Origin of the sequence: Kitasatospora sp. NPDC007106, assembly GCF_040634455.1 — a bacterium.
Taxonomy (GTDB): Bacteria; Actinomycetota; Actinomycetes; order Streptomycetales; family Streptomycetaceae; genus Kitasatospora; species Kitasatospora arboriphila.
Window position 1 is genome coordinate 1 of the sequence record NZ_JBEYFP010000079.1, and the last position, 17,580, is coordinate 17,580.

Below are 17,580 nucleotides of genomic sequence, written 5' to 3' on the forward strand. Positions count from 1 at the left end.
GCGTCCGCTCCGCCGTTCGGCGTCCACGAGCTCGGGGACGGCCTGTACCCGTCCGGCGACCTGGTGGACTGACCGCGCGACTCGGTCCCATGCCGGACGGCACCCGCCTCGCCGCCCGCCTCTGGCTGCCGGTCACCGACCACCCGGTGCCCGCCCTGCTCGAACACCACCCCGGCGGGCTCGGCGACACCACCGCCGTCCGCGACGCCCAACGCCACCCCTGGTACGCCGGCCACGGCTACGCCTCGCTGCGCGTCGACGCCCGCGGCCACGGCAGCTCCGAAGGCAACCCGGCCGACCCCGCCTCCCCCGCCGGCACCGACGACGGACTCGCCCTGCTCGACTGGCTCACCGCCCGCCCCTGGTCCAACGGCCGGGCCGGCGCCTTCGGCATCGGCCGCGGCGGCACCGCCGCCCTCGCCCTCGCCGCCCGCGCCCCCGAAGCACTCGCCGCCGTGGTCGCCGTCTGCGCGGACGACCGCACCGCACCACGGCGGGACCTGGCCGGCGCGCCGCTCGCCGCCGCCGTGCACGGCGGATCCGCCGCCCGGCTCGCCGCCGCCTGCCGCCCGCCCGACCCCCGCTACACCGGCGACGACTGGCGGCGGCTCTGGCTGGAACGCCTCGCCGCCGTCGACCCCGGCGCCGACGACGAGGGCGGGCCGATCGACCTCCGGACCGTCCGCGCCGCCGTCCTCGCCTTCGGCGGCTGGGCCGACCCGCAGGCCGGCACCGTGCTGCGCCTGGTCGAGGAACTCGGCCCGGACGCCCGCGGCGTCCTCGGCCCCTGGCCGCACCAGTACCCCGACCAGGGCCTGCCGCCCGGCCCGGCGATCGGCTTCCTCCAGGAGACCCTGCGCTGGTGGGACCACTGGCTCAGGGGCGCCGACACCGGCGTCCTCAAGGAACCCGCCCTGCGCAGCTGGATGAACGAGTCGGTGCCGCCCGCCCCCTCCTACGCCAACCGGCCCGGCCGCTGGATCGGCGACGACGGCTGGCCCTCCCCCGACGTCCGCGAGGTGCACTACGGACTCGACGACGCGCTGCGCACCGCCGGGACGCCCTCCGGCGAGCGCTTCGTCCCCGTCCGCTCCCCGCAGCACACCGGCATCGACGCCGGGGCGCTCCGGCCGGCCGGCGGCGCGGCCGACCTGCCACCGGACCAGCGCGAGGAGGACGGCCGCTCGGTCTGCTTCGACTCCGTGCCGCTGCCGGAGCCCGAGGAACTGCTCGGCGGACCGGCGCTGCGGCTGCGGGTGCGCTGCGACGGCCGCCACGGGCAGGTCGCCGCCCGGCTCTGCGACGTGGCACCGGACGGATCGTCCACGCTGGTCGCCCGGGGTGCGGCGGCGCTGGCCGGCGGCACCGGCCCGGTCGAGGTGGAGGTGGAGCTCGCCCCGGTCGCGCACGCCTTCCCCGCCGGGCACCGGATCCGGCTGGCGCTCTCCTCGGCGTACTGGCCCTGGCTGTGGCCGGTCGCGGAGACCGGTGGCTTCGAGGTGGACCCGGGCGGCTCGGTGCTGACGCTGCCGGTGCGGCACCTGGCGGCGGACGCCGGCAGCGGGCCTGTCACCTTCGACCCGCCCGAGCATGCGCCCGTCCCCGCCGAGCTGCACCCCGAACCGCTGGTCTCGCATCCGGAGCGGCAGGTGGTGCACGACGTGGCCGCGGGCGAGTGGCGGCTGCAGCTTGCCCGGCCGGCCGGGGCGACGGTGCACCCGGACGGCCTCGCCGAGGAGGAGCACGTACTGGAGGCGTACCGGATCCGGGCCGACGACCCGCTGGGCGCCCGGGCCAGGACCGACCGGACGCTCCGGCTGGAGCGGACGGACATCGGCTGGGACGTCACCCTGCAGCTCCGCTCCGAGGCGAGCTGCGACGCCGGGCACCTCACCGTCCACGACCACCTGCGCGCCCTGGAGGGCGGCGACGTGATCTTCGAACGCCACTGGCGCCGCCGCCTGCCGCGAAGCTAGGACCGAACCACAGATCAGGGGCGCCGGGGGCACCTCCCGGCCGAAGGCCGGGGCGGAACTGCGCAGTCCGGGAGTGGTGCTCCTGACGAATCCGGCGCACCCCTGGTCTGTACGGAGACCCACATCCGAATTGCGCAGTTCCCCGCGCCCCAGCCGTTGCCCCTCCGTGTCAGGCCACGGCCTCCGCCCGTGCGGGGCTGGGGAGCTCGTGGCGGACGATGCGTCGGCGGCGGGAGGGCATGCCCGCGGTCGGGTTGGCGACGCCCCAGGCCGCGCCCTTGCAGATCAGTTCCTTGTAGAGGGCGGCCACGCGGCCGGTCAGGGCGCGGTCGACCGCCCGGTCGTCGGCGGTGACGAACTGGATCAGGCCCTCCCTGCGGCCGAGGGAGATGCACTGCTGGAAGTAGCGGACGGGGACGCGGGGGACCTTGGTGCCGGCGAGCCGGGCCGCGAGGGCGTCGGCGGCCTGCCAGGCCATCGGGACGCCCGAGGCGCAGGACATGCGCAGCGGCTTGCCCTCGGGGCCGATCGCCATCGCGGCGTCGCCGACGGCGTACACGTCCGGGTGGGAGACCGAGCGCATCGTGCCGTCGACCACGATCCGGCCGCCCTCGGCGAGTTCCAGGGTGGTGGCCGCGGCGATCGGGTGGGCGGCGAAGCCGGTGGTCCAGATCGTGACCGCGGCAGGAATGTCCCGGCCGTCGGCGGTCGTCACGCGGTCCGCCGCCACGGCGGTGACCGCGGCGTTCTCGTGGACGGTGATGCCGAGCCCGTCCACCACCTTCCGCAGGTGGGCGCGGCCCTTGTCCGAGAGCCAGTCGCCGAGGGCACCGCGGGCGGCCAGGGCGACGTCGAGGTCGGGGCGGGCCTCGGCGATCTCGGTCGCGGCCTCCAGGCCGGTCAGGCCGCCGCCGATGACGGTAACGGGCCGGCCGGCCTCCAGGGCGGCGAGCCGGTCGCGGAGGCGGAGGGCGCCGGGGCGGCCGGAGATGTCGTGGGCGTGTTCGGCGGTGCCGGGGACACCCCCGTCGTTCCACCCGCTGCCGAGGGCGTAGACCAGGGTGTCGTACGCCAGCTCCTCCCGGCCGTGGCCGTTCGCGGCGGTGACGGTCACGCTCTTGCGGTCCACGTCGACGGCGGTGACCTTCGCGAGCTTCAGTGCCACGCCGGTGCCCGCGAACATCTCGTCGAACGGCCGGGGCCTGAGGTCCTGGCCGGCCGCGAGCTGGTGCAGCCGGACCCGCTCGACGAAGTCGGGCTCGGGGTTGACGAGGGTGATGGCGACGTCCTCGCGGTGCAGCCGCTTGGCGAGGCGGCCGGCGGCGACGGCTCCGGTGTAGCCGGCTCCGAGGACGACGATGCGGTGCTGCATGTCCGTGCTCCTGTCTGGAGGTTCCGCCGCTGTCTCTGCGCGGTTTCGCCCCTTGAACCGGGCAGCCCGGGATTTCCTGACAGGGTCGGAGTGTGAAGCACGTCACATCGGGTCGGAGGGTTCAGAGGACGACGAGCGGGGCCCTCCCGTGGTCCTCGGCGGCCCACTGTCCGGTCGCGCGGACGAGCTTGTCGGGGTTGACCTGGCTGCGCACGGCGGCGATGCCGTCGGCGGTGACCTCCAGGCAGGTGATCCCGACGACCCGGCCGTCCACGACCGCCACGACGGCGGGACCGCCGTTGGCGATCGCGACGTGGATCTCGGCCGCGCCGCCGATGTGGGCCCGCTTGGCCTCGCTGGGCTTGAACAGGCCGCGCAGGAACTTCGCGACCGCGAGCGCGCCCTCGAACGCCTTCGCGCGGGCCGGGACCTTCCCCCCGCCGTCGCCGACCGAGACGGCGTCCTGGGTGAGCAGCCGCACCAGGGGTTCGGTGCGGCCGCTGGTCGCCGCGGCGAGGAACTCCTCGACGATCCGCCGGGCGGCGGCCTCGTCGATCTCGGTGCGCGCCCTGCCGTCCGCGACGTGCTTCTTGGCCCGGTGGTGGATCTGCTGACTGGCGGCCTCGCTGATGCCGAGGATCTCGGCGATCTCGCGGTGCGGGTAGCCGAAGGCCTCGCGCAGCACGTACACCGCCCGCTCGTTGGGCGACAGGCGCTCCAGCAGGACGAGGACGGCGTACGACACCGAGTCGCGCTGCTCGGCGGTGTCGGCCGGGCCGAGCATCGGGTCGCCGGCGAGCAGCGGCTCGGGGAGCCAGGCCCCGACGTACGTCTCGCGCCGGGCACGTGCCGAAGTGAGCACGTTGAGGCAGATGTTGGTGAGGACCTTGGTCAGCCAGGCCTCCAGCACCTCGATCCGCTCGGTGTCGGCGGCCTGCCAGCGCAGGAAGGTCTCCTGGACGGCGTCCTCGGCCTCGCTCGCCGAACCGAGCAACCGGTAGGCGATGGCCTCCAGCCGGGGCCTCGCGGCCTCGAACCGGTCCACGTCGCTCATGATCAGGGCCATGCCCGCGATCCTAGCCGCCCCCGGGCCGGAGCGGACCTGCGAGGACGACGCACAAGGGGCGCTGGGGGTACCTCCCGGCCGAAGGCTGGGGGCGGATCTGCGCCATTCGGACTGCGCGAATCCCCGCGCCCCCGGGTGGTGGCCGTGAGGGTTCCGACGGCCGCCGCGGCCGGAACCCTCACGGGTCAGCGGGCGCGGTGGTTGCGGATGATCTCCGCGTACCGCTCGCCGCTGGCCTTCACGGTGCGCTGCTGGGTGTCGTAGTCGACGTGCACCAGGCCGAACCGCTTGTCGTAGCCGTACGCCCACTCGAAGTTGTCGAGCAGTGACCAGGCGAAGTAGCCGGCCAGCGGGGCGCCCTTGGCGACCGCGCGGGCGCAGGCGTCCAGGTGGCCCTCCAGGTAGGCGGTGCGCTCCGGGTCCTCGATGCGGCCGTCCGCCGTGACGGTGTCGCGGTAGGCGGAGCCGTTCTCGGTGATGTAGATCTTCCGGACGCCGTACTCCTCGGTGAGGCGCATCAGCAGCTGGTGGATGCCCTCGGCGTCCACCTCCCAGCCCATGGCGGTGTGTTCGGCGTTGCGGCCGGGGGCCTGCCGGAACTGCGGCACGGCGCCGGTCGGGTCGTCCTCGACGAACTGGCGGAAGTAGTAGTTGAGGCCGATCCAGTCGAGCGGGGCCGAGATGAGCTCCATGTCGCCGTCCCGGACGGGGAGTTCGACGCCGTAGAGCTTGACCATGTCCTCGGGGTAGCCGCGGCCGAGGACGGGGTCGAGCCACCAGCGGTTGATGTGGCCGTCGGCGCGGACGGCGGCGAGGCGGTCGGCCTCGCTGTCGCTGGCCGGGATGATCGGGCTGAGGTTGTTGACGATGCCGACCTGGAGGTCGGAGTGGGCCGCGCGCAGCGCCTGCACGGCGTAGCCGTGGCCCAGGTGCAGGTGGTACGAGGTGCGGACGGCGGCGGTGAGGTCCGTCCAACCCGGGGCCATCTTGCCCTCGAGGTGGCCGATCCAGGAGGAGCAGAGCGGCTCGTTGAGGGTGGCCCAGTGCTTGACGCGGTCGCCGAGGCGGTCGGCGACGACGGCCGCGTACTCGCCGAAGCGCTCGGCGGTGGCGCGCTCGGGCCAGCCGCCGCGGTCCTGCTGGGCCTGCGGGAGGTCCCAGTGGTACAGGGTGCCGTGCGGGGTGATGCCGGCGTCCAGCAGGCCGTCGACCAGGCGGTCGTAGAAGGCGAGGCCCTCGGCGTTGATCCGGCCGTCGGCCTGCGGCACCACGCGGGGCCAGGCGACGGAGAAGCGGTAGGCGCCGAGGCCGAGCCGCTTCATGAGGCCGATGTCCTCGCTGTAGCGGTGGTAGTGGTCGCAGGCGGTGTCGCCGTGGTCGCCGTTGTCGATCTTCCCGGGGGTGTGGGAGAAGGTGTCCCAGATGGAGGGCGCGCGGCCGTCCTCGTCCACGGCACCCTCGATCTGGTACGCGGAGGTGGCCGCGCCCCAGACGAAGTCGTCCGGCAGGGCGTTGAGGTCGTTCACAACTGGCCTTTCAATCAGGGTCACTTGACGGCGCCGGCGGTGAGCCCGGCGACGAGGTAGCGCTGCAGCAGGAGGAATCCGGCGACGACCGGGACGCTGACCACCAGGGAGGCGGCCATGACCTGGTTCCAGTAGACGTCGTTGAGCGTCGCGTAGCCCTGGAGGCCGACGGCGAGGGTGCGGGTCTCGTCGTTGGTCATGACGGAGGCGAAGAGGACCTCGCCCCAGGCGGTCATGAAGGCGTACACGGCGACGGCGACGATGCCGGGGATGGCGGCCGGGATGATGATCTGCACCAGGGCCCGGACGGGGCCGCAGCCGTCGACCAGGGCTGCCTCGTCCAGGTCCCGCGGGATGGAGTCGAAGTAGCCGACCAGCATCCAGATCGAGAAGGGCAGCGAGAAGGTGAGGTAGGTGAGGATCAGTCCGCCGCGGCTGCCGTAGAGGGCGACGCCGGTGCTGTTGCCGATGTTGACGAAGATGAGGAACAGCGGCAGCAGGAAGAGGATGCCGGGGAACATCTGCGTCGACAGCACGGTGACGGTGAACAGCCGGCGGCCGCGGAAGCGGTAGCGGCTGACGCCGTACGCGGCGAGGATCGCGATGAGCACCGAGAAGACCGTCGCTCCGCCGGCCACGATGATCGAGTTGACGAAGTACTTGCCGAGCGGGACGGTCTTCCAGATGTCGAAGTAGGGCCGGACGGTGAGCGTGCTCGGTATCCAGCGGAACGGCCCCTGGACGTCCTGGAGCGGCTTCAGCGAGGAGCTGACCATGACGCCGACCGGGACGAGGGTGAAGACCGCGAGCAGGGCGAGCACGATCCGGCGGATCCACCGGAAGGACGCGGGCGGGTTAATCATCGGCGCCCCTCCGACGCGAGGTGATGAACAGGTAGACCGACGTCACCAGCAGCAGGAACAGCAGGAGCAGCACCGACATGGCGGAGCCCGCGCCGAAGTTCCAGGTGACGAAGGAGGACTGGTAGATGTGGATGGAGATGAGGTCCGAGGCCTCCGGTGCCGACTTGCCGAACAGCACGTACGGCGTGTTGAAGTCGTTGAAGGTCCAGAGGAAGAGGACCAGCACGAGCACCAGGTTGACCGGCCGCAGCGAGGGCAGGGTGATCCGGCGGATCTGCTGCCAGACGCCGGCGCCGTCCATCGCGGCGGCCTCGTAGAGCTCGCGGGGGATGTTCTGCAGACCGGCCGTCAGGGTGAGGAAGGCGAACGGCCAGGAGCGCCAGACGGAGACGGTGACGAGCGCGGTGAAGCTGTTGTCGCCGATCAGCCAGAACGGCCGGTCCGAGGTGAGGTGGAGCTGGTCGTGGATGATGTGGTTGACCAGTCCGGTGTCCCGCTGGAACATGAACGACCAGGTGATGACGGCCGCGTAGACCGGCAGGGCGTAGGGCAGCAGGAAGGCTGCGCGGAGCAGCCCCCTGCCTCTGAAGGCGTCCTGCATCATGATCGCCGCCGTGGTGCCCACCAGCCAGGAGAGGCCGACGGCGAGGATCGTGAAGGCGCAGGTCACCCAGAACGAGTTGAGCAGCGACTGGCCGACGGGGGCACTGAAGTCCACCGCCAGGTGGTAGTTCCCGAGGCCAGTCCACGGTGCGGACGACCAGTCCCGGATGAAGAACTGGGTGAGCTGTTTGAAGCTCATCACGATGCCGACCACCATGGGCACCAGGTGGATCAGCAGCTCCAGGAGCAGCGCCGGGAGCAGGAGCAGGTAGGGCAGGCCGATTCGGCCGAGTCGCTGTCGCACGTCAGTTGGCCGGCATCTGCTGCTGGGCCTTGGTGAGTTCGGCCTTGACGGACTCGTCGGTGACCGGCTTGCCGGCGGCGGCCGCGGCGAGCAGGTTCTTGACGGCGGTGCCGACCAGGGTCTCGAACTGGCTCTCGTTGGCGACCTGCGGGAGCGGCTGGGCGCTGGAGCCGAGGACCTTGGAGAGGGCCTGGAGCTCGGGGGTGGCGAAGGCCGCGTCGCCCTGGGCCTCCTTGACCGGCGGGATCGAGCCGTAGGTCTTGTTGAGCTGGATCTGCTCGTCCTTGCTGGTCATGAACTTCACGAAGTCCAGCGCGCCGTTCAGGTTCTTGGTGTTCTTGAAGACGGCGAGGTTGATGCCGGCGACCATGGAGCTGGTGAGCTTGGTGCCGGAGGCGCCCGTGGGGACGGGGACGGGGGCGACGCCGTAGTCGTCGGGGTTCATGCCGTGCGACTTGAGGTTGGCGCCGGCGGACTGCCACATCATCATGCCGACCTTGCCGGTGGCGAAGTCGGTGACGGTCTGGTTGTTGGCGTACTCGGCGTTGCCCGGGGCGGCGATCTTGTCCTTGGCGATCAGGTCGACGTACTGCTTGATCGCGGCGACGGCCTCGGGGGTGTCGAAGGCGGGCTTGCCGGAGGCGTCGAACCAGTCGGCGCCGTGCTGCTTGCCGAGGGTGAAGGCGTGGTGGACGTTCTCGGAGACGTTGCCGCCCTCGACGGCGATGCCGAACTTGCCGTCCTTGGTGATCTTCTGGCCGTCGGCGATCAGCTCGTCCCAGGTGGCCGGCGGGCGCTCGATGCCGGCGGCCTGGAACATCTTCTTGTTGTAGTAGAGGCCGTAGGCCATCGAGTACAGCGGGACGGCGGCCGGGTCCTTGCCCGCCGCGCCGGCGGAGGCGATGGTGGCCGGCAGGAAGCGGTCCTTGCCGCCGATCTTGCCGAAGGCCGCGTCGTCGAAGGGCAGCAGGGCGCCGGTGGCCTGGAGCGAGGCGGACCAGGTGTTGCCGATGTTGAGGACGTCGGGGCCCTGGCCTGAGGTGGTGGCGGCGAGGATGCGGTTGAGCAGGTCGGACCAGGGGATGACCTCGAGCTTGACCTTGATGCCGGTCTGCTGCTCGAACTTTCTCAGCTCGGGCTCCAGGACCTGCTTGTCGTTCTCGAGGCTGGTGCCCTGGTTGCTGGCCCAGTACGTCAGCGTCTTGGGGCTGCTGTTGTCGCCGGAGCCGCCGGTGCTGGAGCCGCCTCCGCAGGCGGTGGCGGTGAGTGCAAGAGTCGCGACCACGGCGGTCGCGGCAGCCAGACGGTTGATACGCATGACCATGCCCCTCTCGGGCGGGTGGATGGCGTGGTGGGGGTGGGAAGGGCCCCGGCCGGGGTGCGAGTCCCGGAGAGGGCTTTCTTCAGGCCGTGATTTAACGTGTGAGAAAAGCTGGCGTCAAGAGGACGTGCAGCGCTAGATTCGCTGCAGGAGGGAGAACCGATGGCAGAGCGAGGCAAGCAAACGGTCCGCGACCTGCGGCGCGGCAGCAGATCGACCCTTTTGCAACGGTTGTATTTCGAAGGGCCGCTCAGCAGGCAGGAGTTGGGCCAGATCAGCGGGCTCAGCGCCGGTTCGGTCAGCAACGTGATCGGCGAGCTGCTGGCGGACGGGCTGGTCGAGGAGTGCGGATCGGTCGAGTCGGACGGCGGCCGGCCCCGCATCCTGCTGCAGGTGCCGCCCGAGCGGGCCCACCTGGTCGGCGTCGACGTCGGCGAGACCCAGGTGAGGGTCGCGCTCTTCGACCTGGGGCTCACCGAGCTCGCCGCCAGCGACCACCCGCTCTCGGACTGCGGGCACGACTCCGACCACGTGGTGGAGCTGATCCTCACCGGGCTCGCCGAGGTGCTGCACGCCACCGGCACCGACCCGGCCACCGTGCTCGGCGTCGGCGTCGGCGTGCCCGGCATCGTCGAGCAGGGCGACCCGGGCACCGACGGCCTCGGCATCGTGGTGCACAGCCAGACCGTGGACTGGGACGCCGTACCGCTCGGCCGGATGCTGCGGGCCGGCACCGACCTGCCGCTCTACGTGGACAACGGCGCCAAGACGCTCGGCCAGGCCGAGATGTGGTTCGGTGCGGGCCGCGGCGCCCGGCACGCGGTGGTCGCGCTGTTCGGCTCCGGCGTCGGCGCCTGCGTGATCGCCGAGGGCGCCCGCTTCCGCGGTGCCACCAGCAGCGCGGGCGAATGGGGCCACACCAAGGTGCACGTGGGCGGCCGGCTCTGCCGGTGCGGCTCGCGCGGCTGCCTGGAGGCCTACGTCGGCGCGGAGGCACTGGTCGAACGCTGGGGCCGGGCACCCGCCGGGTCCAGCGAGAAGGCCGGGCTGGCCGCCCTGCTGGCCGCCGCCGAGGCGGGCGAGCAGGACGCCGTCGACCTGCTGGCCGAGGCCGCCGAGTACTTCGGCGCGGCCATCGCCGACCTGATCAACCTGTTCAACCCGGAGCGGATCGTGATCGGCGGCTGGGCCGGGCTGATGCTCGGGCCGCGCCTGCTGCCCGCGATCCGGGACGCGGCCACCGCCTACGCCCTGCGCTTCCCCCGGGCGCAGACCTCGATCGACCTCGGCCTGCTCGGGCCGGACGCCGTCACCGTGGGCGCGGCCACCCTGCCGCTCTGGCACTTCCTGCAGTCCGGCGGCGAGCTGCCCGCCCGGCTGTCCGCCGCGGCCGCCACGGGCTAGGCCCTCTCTTCCGGATCTTGCCGGATCAGCGTGCGGCGTTGGGCGCGCGGCTGGGCGTGCCGGCGGATCGTCCTCGTACTGGACCGTACTTGGACGATTCGCCGGTGCGTCCAGGCTGGGGGCACCTCCCGGCCCCCTCGGGGCTGGGGGAGATGCCCGGCGTCGCGCGCCCGGCAAGATCCGGAAGAGAGGGCCTGGCCGCACCCCCCGCGACCTGCGCGAACCCGCCGTCCGCTGCGCCCGGCGGCGGGTCAACGGCCGCCCGCGACAGGCCGGTTGATCCGTATCGGAACTCCCGACCGGGGACTTGACACCCGAGATCGCAGCCCCACAGACTCCCTCCGGGGAGCGCTCTCTCGGCTCGGCCGCAAGGATTCCGGCCCCGCCCTGCCCCGCAGTTTCCGGCGCCCCTGCGCCGCGCCGGCCCGTCGGTCACGGGCCGGTCCCCACGCCGACGCACGACGTCCGCGCCCCCACGAAAACCCCCACCCACCCCCACCGCAGGAGAAGCCCGTGAGGCTCACTTCAGCACGCCCCGGCGCCCGAGCCGGCCGCCGCGGCTCCGCCGCCCTGCTCGGCATGGCCCTGCTCTCGGGCGCCGTCCTGGCGCTCCCCGGCAGTGCCGCCCACGCCGCCGACACCCTGATCTCGCAGGGCCGGACGGTCACCGCCTCGTCGGTCGAGAACGGCGGCACCACGGCCGCCTACGCCGTCGACGGCAACACCGGCACCCGCTGGTCCTCCGCCGCGAGCGACCAGCAGTGGATCCAGGTCGACCTGGGCGCCTCGGCGACCATCAGCAAGGTCGTGCTCCAGTGGGAGGCCGCCTACGGCAAGGCCTACCAGATCCAGACCTCCGCCGACGGCAGCACCTGGACGACCGTCTACTCCACCACCACCGGCGCCGGCGGCAACGAGACGCTCAACGTCACCGGCACCGGCCGCTACGTGCGGATGAACGGCGTCACCCGGGCGACCGGCTACGGCTACTCGCTCTGGGAGTTCCAGGTCTACGGCTCGTTCGGCGGCACCACCCCGGACACCTGCGCCACCACCAACGCCGCGCAGGGCAAGGCCGCCACCGCCTCCAGCACCGAGAACGCGGGCACCCCCGCCTCGGCCGCCGTCGACGGCAACACCGGCACCCGCTGGTCCTCCGCCGCGGCCGACCCGCAGTGGCTGCAGGTCGACCTCGGCTCGGTGCAGCAGGTCTGCCAGGTCCAGCTGAACTGGGAGGCCGCCTACGGCAAGGCCTACCAGATCCAGACCTCCGCCGACGGCAGCACCTGGACGACGATCTACTCCACCACCACCGGCGCCGGCGGCAACGAGACCCTGAACGTCTCCGGCTCCGGCCGCTACGTGCGGCTCTACGGCACCCAGCGCGGCACCGGCTACGGCTACTCGCTGTGGGAGTTCGCGGTGCACACCGGCGGCGGCTCCACCGTCCCGCCCGTGCAGGGCGGCGGCGACCTCGGCCCCAACGTGATGGTCTTCGACCCGACCACGCCGAACATCCAGGCCAAGGTCGACGAGGTCTTCACCAAGCAGGAGTCGAACCAGTTCGGCAACGAGCGCTACGCGCTGCTGTTCAAGCCCGGCACGTACAACAACATCAACGCCCAGATCGGCTTCTACACCTCGATCGCGGGCCTGGGCCTGAACCCGGACGACACCACCTTCAACGGCGACGTCACCGTCGACGCCGGCTGGTTCAACGGCAACGCGACCCAGAACTTCTGGCGCTCCGCCGAGAACCTGCACCTCAAGCCGGTCAGCGGCACCGACCGCTGGGCCGTCTCGCAGGCCGCGCCGTTCCGCCGGATGCACGTCGAGGGCGGCCTCAACCTCGCCCCCGACGGCTACGGCTGGGCCTCCGGCGGCTACATCGCCGACTCGAAGATCGACGGCCAGGTCGGCAACTACTCGCAGCAGCAGTGGTACACCCGCGACAGCTCGATCGGCGGCTTCTCCAACGGCGTCTGGAACCAGACCTTCTCCGGTGTCCAGGGCGCGCCCGCCCAGGGCTTCCCGAACCCGCCGTACACCACGCTGGACACCACCCCGGTCTCGCAGGAGAAGCCGTTCCTCTACCTGGACGGCAACGACTACAAGGTCTTCGTGCCCGCGAAGCGCACCAACGCCCGCGGCACCTCCTGGGGCAACGGCACCCCGCAGGGCACCTCGGTGCCGCTGAACCAGTTCTACGTGGTCAAGCCGGGTGCCACCGCGGCCACCATCAACCAGGCGCTCGCCCAGGGCCTCAACCTGCTCTTCACCCCGGGCGTCTACCACGTCGACCAGACCATCAACGTGACCCGCCCCGGCACGGTCGTGCTCGGCCTCGGCCTCGCCACCGTCGTCCCGGACAACGGCGTCACCGCGATGAAGGTCGCCGACGTCGACGGCGTCAAGGTCTCCGGCCTGCTGCTGGACGCCGGCACCGTCAACTCCCCCGCCCTTCTGCAGGTCGGCGACGCCGGCCCGGGCGCCTCCCACGCGGCCGACCCGACCGTCATCCAGGACGTCTTCGTCCGGGTCGGCGGCGCCGGCGCCGGCAAGGCCACCAACGGCATGGTGATCAACAGCAACAACACCGTCGTCGACCACACCTGGATCTGGCGCGCCGACCACGGCGCCGGCGTCGGCTGGGAGACCAACCGCTCCGACTACGGCTTCGTCGTCGGCGGCAACGACGTCCTGGCCACCGGCCTGTTCGTCGAGCACTTCAACAAGTACGACGTCTGGTGGAAGGGCAACGGCGGCCGCACGATCTTCTTCCAGAACGAGAAGGCGTACGACGCCCCCAACCAGGCGGCGATCCAGAACGGCAGCACCCGCGGCTTCGCGGCCTACAAGGTCGAGGACTCGGTCAACACCCACGAGGGCTGGGGCCTGGGCAGCTACTGCTACTTCAACGTGGACCCGACCATCGTCATGGACCACGGCTTCGAGGTCCCGGTGAAGTCCGGCGTCAAGCTGCACGACGTCCTGGTCAACTCGCTCGGCGGCAACGGCCAGTTCGCCCACGTGGTGAACGACACCGGCGCCCCGACCTCGGGCACCTCCACCACGCCGTCCAACGTCGTCTCCTTCCCGTGACGGACCGCCTCCCCCGCACCTGACGGTCCGTCACACGGCGGCCGCCGCACCGGAACACCGGTGCGGCGGCCGCGCCGTAGGCGTGCGCGGCTCAGGCATCGTCGCCCTCCGGGTTGATGTGCGGCAGGATCCTGTCCAGCCAGCGGGGCGTCCACCAGGCGTGCGGGCCGAGCAGCGTGAGCACCGCCGGCACCATCAGCAGCCGGACGACGGTGGCGTCGATCAGCACGCTCACCGCCAGGCCCAGGCCCAGCATCTTCACCACGATGTTGTCGCTCAGGATGAACGCCGCGAAGACGCTCACCATGATCAGCGCGGCACAGGTGATCACCCGGGCGGTGATCTCCAGCGCGTGCGCCACGCTGCCCTTGGCGTCCCCGGTGCGCGTCCAGTTCTCGTGCACCCGCGACAGCAGGAAGACCTCGTAGTCCATGCTCAGGCCGAAGACGATGGCGAACATCATCATCGGCACGTAGCTCTCGATCGGCACCGTCCCCGACACCCCGAGCGCCGGGCCGCCCCAGCCCCACTGGAAGACCGCCACCACCACGCCGTACGAGGCCGCGATCGACAGCAGGTTCAGCACCGCCGCCTTGACCGCCACCAGCAGTCCGCGGAAGACCGCCAGGATGATCAGGAAGGCCAGTCCCACCACCACCGCGATGATCGCCGGCAGCCGGCTGGCGACGATGTCGCGGAAGTCCACCTGGGCGGCGGTCGTGCCCGTCACGTAGGTGATCGCCGGGGTGTTCGCCACGGCCTTCGGCAGCGTGGTGTCCTGCAGGTCGTTGACCAGCTGGGTGGTCTTCTCGTCCTGCGGCTGCTGGGCCGGGATCACCGTGGAGGTGAGCACGTCGTTGTCGCTGGACGGCACGAACGGGCCGATGCTCGCGATGTTCGGGGTGCCGGCCAGGGCCTGCTGGACGGAGGTGACCACCGCCTGCTGGTTCGCCGCCGGCACGTTCGTCTGGTCGATCACCACCGTCAGCGGGCCGTTGGAGCCCGGGCCGAACGCGGCCGACATCAGGTCGAAGGCCTGCTTGTCGGTGAAGGACGGCGGGTCGGCGCCGTCGTCGATGTGCCCGAGCTGGATCGAGAACAGCGGGATCGCCAGCACGCACACCACGACCACGCCGGAGACCAGGAACCGCCACGGGTGGCGCTCCACCCGCTGTGCGTACCGGTGCCAGGTGCCGGTGACCTCCTCGCCCGGCGCGGCGTTGCTCTCGGCGACGGGCTTGCGCACGTGCCAGCGGTCGATCGCCCGGCCGATGATGCCGAGCATCGCCGGCAGCAGGGTCAGCGCACCGGCGACCGCCGTCACCACGGTGACGCCCGCGGCCAGGCCCAGCTTGGAGATGAAGCTGACCCCGGAGACCGACAGGCCCGCCAGCGCGATGATCACCGTGCAGCCGGAGACCAGCACCGCCCGGCCCGCGGTGGACACCGCGTGCCCGGCCGAGCCCGCCGGGTCCGCGCCGTCCATCAGCCCCTGCCGGTACCGGGTCAGCAGGAACAGCGCGTAGTCGATGCCGACACCCAGGCCGATCATGGTGGCCAGGGTCGGCGACACGGTCGCGAAGGTCGTCGCCGCGGCGAGCAGACCGAGGCAGCCGAGGCCGACGATCACCGCGATCAGCGCGTTGATCAGCGGCAGACCCGCCGCGATCACGCTGCCGAAGCCGATCAGCAGCACCACGATCGCCACCGCGAAGCCGATCGCCTCGCTGCTGCGGTCGTCCGCCTTCGGCCGGGCCGCCTCGCCGAGCGGCCCGCCGTACTCCACCTGCACCCCGGCCTGGCGCAGCGGGGCGACCGCGTCGTCCACCTTGGTCAGGTAGTCGCTGCCGTAGGTACTCGGGTTGGCGTCGGTCTTGAAGGTGATGAAGGCGGTCAGCCCGTCGGTGGAGAGCGGGCCGTTCGGGGTCTGGGTGGTCGGCTGGCCGGGCTGCGGCAGGGGGTTCTGCACCGACAGCACGTTCGGCAGCTGCTGCAGGTTGGCGACCGCCTGGTTGATCTGGTCGCTGAAGCCGGTGAGCGCCTGGGCGTCGTGCAGCACGATCTGCGAGCCGACGCCGCCGGCGGCCGGGTTGTGCGCCCGCAGCACGTCGAGGCCCTTCTGGGCCTGGCTGCTGGAGATGTTGAAGTCGTCCGAGAAGGTGCCGCCGACCGCCCGGTCGGCGGCCTGGATGGCGCCGAGGCCCACCAGCCAGGCGATCAGGACGAGGACGCCGTGCCGGGCGCACCAGGAGCCGAGCCGGTGCAGCACCCCGGGGCGGCGGGTCCGTTCCGCGGTGGCGGTGCTCGGCGGCGATGACGGCATGCGCGCTCCCGGGGGTCGGCACGGCCGGGGACGACCGGCGGTGCGTGGGGCCGTCGGGTGCCGGCACGCCGGGGTGTCCGGCGGTGCGAACGGTGATCGGCGGTTGACGGCCGGTGACGAGCGTAGGCAGCCGACCGGCCGCCGGGCGGGCCGACACACCGCCCCGTCCCCCGGACGCCAGCGCACCCCCGTCCGGCCGCGGCATCAGGCGACCGCCCGTCAGGTCCACTGCCGCGCGGGCCGTCCGTGCACATTCTTGACACCGCCTGGGGGCGTTCTGAGTGCTTTCTGACAGTCCTCTACGATCAACGCGTGTTGAGCCTGACCGGACTGCCGCTGCGCGTCCTCGCCGTCGTCCTCGCCGTGGCCGCCTTCGCCGCCACCATGTGGCTCTGGCCGAAGCTGGCCGGCCGCGGCTGGAAGTCCTGGCTCGGCAGGTTCGGCGCGTTCTTCGGCACCCAGCTCGCCGTGTTCGCGGCGATCGGCCTGATCGCCAACGCCTACTTCGGCTTCTACACCACCTGGGGCGACCTGCTCGGCACCGACGGCAAGCCGGGCACCGTCGTCGACCACGAGCCCGGCGGCCGCGCCGTGTCGGTCCTCGGGCAGCAGAAGATGTACTCCTCGCAGGGCTCCGCCGAGGACCGCTCCGGGGTGATCGAACAGGTCCGCATCCGCGGCGCCGCCTCCCGCCTCACCGGCACCCCCGCCTACGTCTACCTGCCGCCGCAGTACTTCCAGCCCGCCTACGCGCACAGCCGCTTCCCGATGGCGCTGGTGCTCTCCGGCTACCCCGGCTCCGCGGAGAAGCTGATCTCGCTGCTGGAGTACCCGGACTCCACGCTGAAGGCGATCCAGGCCGGGCAGCTGCCGCCCACCGTGCTGGTGATGATGCGGCCCACCCTGGGCGGCAACCGGGACACCGAGTGCATGGACATCCCCGGCGGCCCGCAGGTGGAGACCTTCTTCACCGAGGACCTGCCGCGCGCGATGGCCGGCACCTACCGCATCCTCGACCGGCCCGAGGCGCGGGCCGCCGTCGGCGACTCCACCGGCGGCTACTGCGCCCTGAAGTTCGCCCTGCGCAAGCCCGACTCGTACCGCTCGGCGATCTCGCTCTCCGGCTACTACAGCGCCCCGACCGACCCGACCACCGGCGACCTGTTCGGCGGCAAGCCGCACCTGAAGCAGGAGAACGACCTGCTGTGGCGGCTGCGGACGCAGCCCGCCGCGCCGGTCTCGCTGCTGCTCGCCACCAGCTACGACGAGCACAACTACGGCGCCACCCAGAAGATGGTCGGCGCCTTCAAGGCGCCGACCAGGATGTCCACCATCACCCTGGACACCGGCGGCCACAACTTCCGGACCTGGACGCGGGAGATCCCGCCCGCCCTGGAGTGGCTCGGCCGCCGCCTGGCACCGCCCGCGCCCGCCGGCTGACGCACCGACGGCCCTGCCGGGACCGTCCCCCCGGGGGCCGAAGAAGATCACACCGGGCTCATAGGCCGCTCTCATCGGGCTCTCAGCCTGCGCCGCCAGCGTATCCCCCATGACCACGACCAGTTCCGTACCTCCGACCAGCGAACCGTGGCCCGAGGCCGCGAACTACCCGCCGCCGGCGCCCGCCGACCGGCAGGCCACGGTCGAGCCGCTCTTCCCGCCGGCCGAGCTGCCGCCGCGCGGCCCCAAGGGGCCCGGGTCGTGGGCCGGCCGGCTGCGG

General features: G+C 72.2%; 11 protein-coding genes. 4 read left to right on the forward strand and 7 right to left on the reverse strand.

Annotated elements, in window-relative coordinates; translation table 11 throughout:
- Positions 1-89 precede the first annotated feature (89 nt).
- Positions 90-1,976, forward strand: a complete 1,887-nt coding sequence (locus tag ABZ641_RS10710; protein ID WP_359980782.1) for a CocE/NonD family hydrolase — start codon at positions 90-92, stop codon at positions 1,974-1,976.
- A gap of 169 nt (positions 1,977-2,145) precedes the next feature.
- Here ABZ641_RS10710 and ABZ641_RS10715 read toward each other — a convergent pair whose 3' ends face one another.
- The 6 genes from ABZ641_RS10715 to ABZ641_RS10740 form a co-directional block, all read right to left on the reverse strand.
- Positions 2,146-3,348 carry an FAD-dependent oxidoreductase gene (locus tag ABZ641_RS10715; RefSeq protein ID WP_344627306.1) on the reverse strand — a complete coding sequence of 401 codons (1,203 nt, stop codon included), beginning with the start codon at positions 3,346-3,348 and terminating at the stop codon, positions 2,146-2,148.
- 121 nt (positions 3,349-3,469) lie between these two features.
- Positions 3,470-4,414 carry an RNA polymerase sigma-70 factor gene (locus ABZ641_RS10720; RefSeq protein WP_344627307.1) on the reverse strand — a complete coding sequence of 315 codons (945 nt, stop codon included), beginning with the start codon at positions 4,412-4,414 and terminating at the stop codon, positions 3,470-3,472.
- 185 nt (positions 4,415-4,599) lie between these two features.
- Positions 4,600-5,940, reverse strand: coding sequence for a GH1 family beta-glucosidase (locus tag ABZ641_RS10725; protein ID WP_359980785.1), 1,341 nt, complete (start codon positions 5,938-5,940; stop codon positions 4,600-4,602).
- Between the two features lie 20 nt (positions 5,941-5,960).
- Positions 5,961-6,803: a carbohydrate ABC transporter permease gene (locus ABZ641_RS10730; RefSeq protein ID WP_344627309.1), complete on the reverse strand. Its 843-nt coding sequence runs from the start codon at positions 6,801-6,803 to the stop codon at positions 5,961-5,963.
- Positions 6,796-7,710, reverse strand: a complete 915-nt coding sequence (locus ABZ641_RS10735; RefSeq protein WP_344627310.1) for a sugar ABC transporter permease — start codon at positions 7,708-7,710, stop codon at positions 6,796-6,798. The genes ABZ641_RS10730 and ABZ641_RS10735 overlap by 8 nt, the downstream gene beginning before the upstream one ends.
- A 1-nt stretch (position 7,711) precedes the next feature.
- A complete protein-coding gene (locus ABZ641_RS10740; protein ID WP_344627311.1) occupies positions 7,712-9,028 on the reverse strand; it encodes a sugar ABC transporter substrate-binding protein in 1,317 nt (438 codons plus the stop codon).
- 165 nt (positions 9,029-9,193) lie between these two features.
- Here ABZ641_RS10740 and ABZ641_RS10745 point away from each other — a divergent pair, with 165 nt between their 5' ends.
- A complete protein-coding gene (locus tag ABZ641_RS10745; RefSeq protein ID WP_344627312.1) occupies positions 9,194-10,435 on the forward strand; it encodes an ROK family transcriptional regulator in 1,242 nt (413 codons plus the stop codon).
- Positions 10,436-11,014: 579 nt separating this feature from the next.
- Positions 11,015-13,537: a discoidin domain-containing protein gene (locus ABZ641_RS10750; protein WP_359980792.1), complete on the forward strand. Its 2,523-nt coding sequence runs from the start codon at positions 11,015-11,017 to the stop codon at positions 13,535-13,537.
- 91 nt (positions 13,538-13,628) lie between these two features.
- Here ABZ641_RS10750 and ABZ641_RS10755 read toward each other — a convergent pair whose 3' ends face one another.
- Complete coding sequence (locus tag ABZ641_RS10755; protein ID WP_344627313.1) at positions 13,629-15,860, reverse strand: MMPL family transporter; 2,232 nt, start codon at positions 15,858-15,860, stop codon at positions 13,629-13,631.
- 312 nt (positions 15,861-16,172) lie between these two features.
- On the opposite strand from ABZ641_RS10755, the gene ABZ641_RS10760 reads away from it, so the two are divergent.
- On the forward strand, positions 16,173-17,300 hold the full coding sequence (locus ABZ641_RS10760; protein ID WP_344627314.1) for an alpha/beta hydrolase-fold protein: 1,128 nt from the start codon (positions 16,173-16,175) through the stop codon (positions 17,298-17,300).
- The last annotated feature ends 280 nt before the right edge of the window (positions 17,301-17,580 follow it).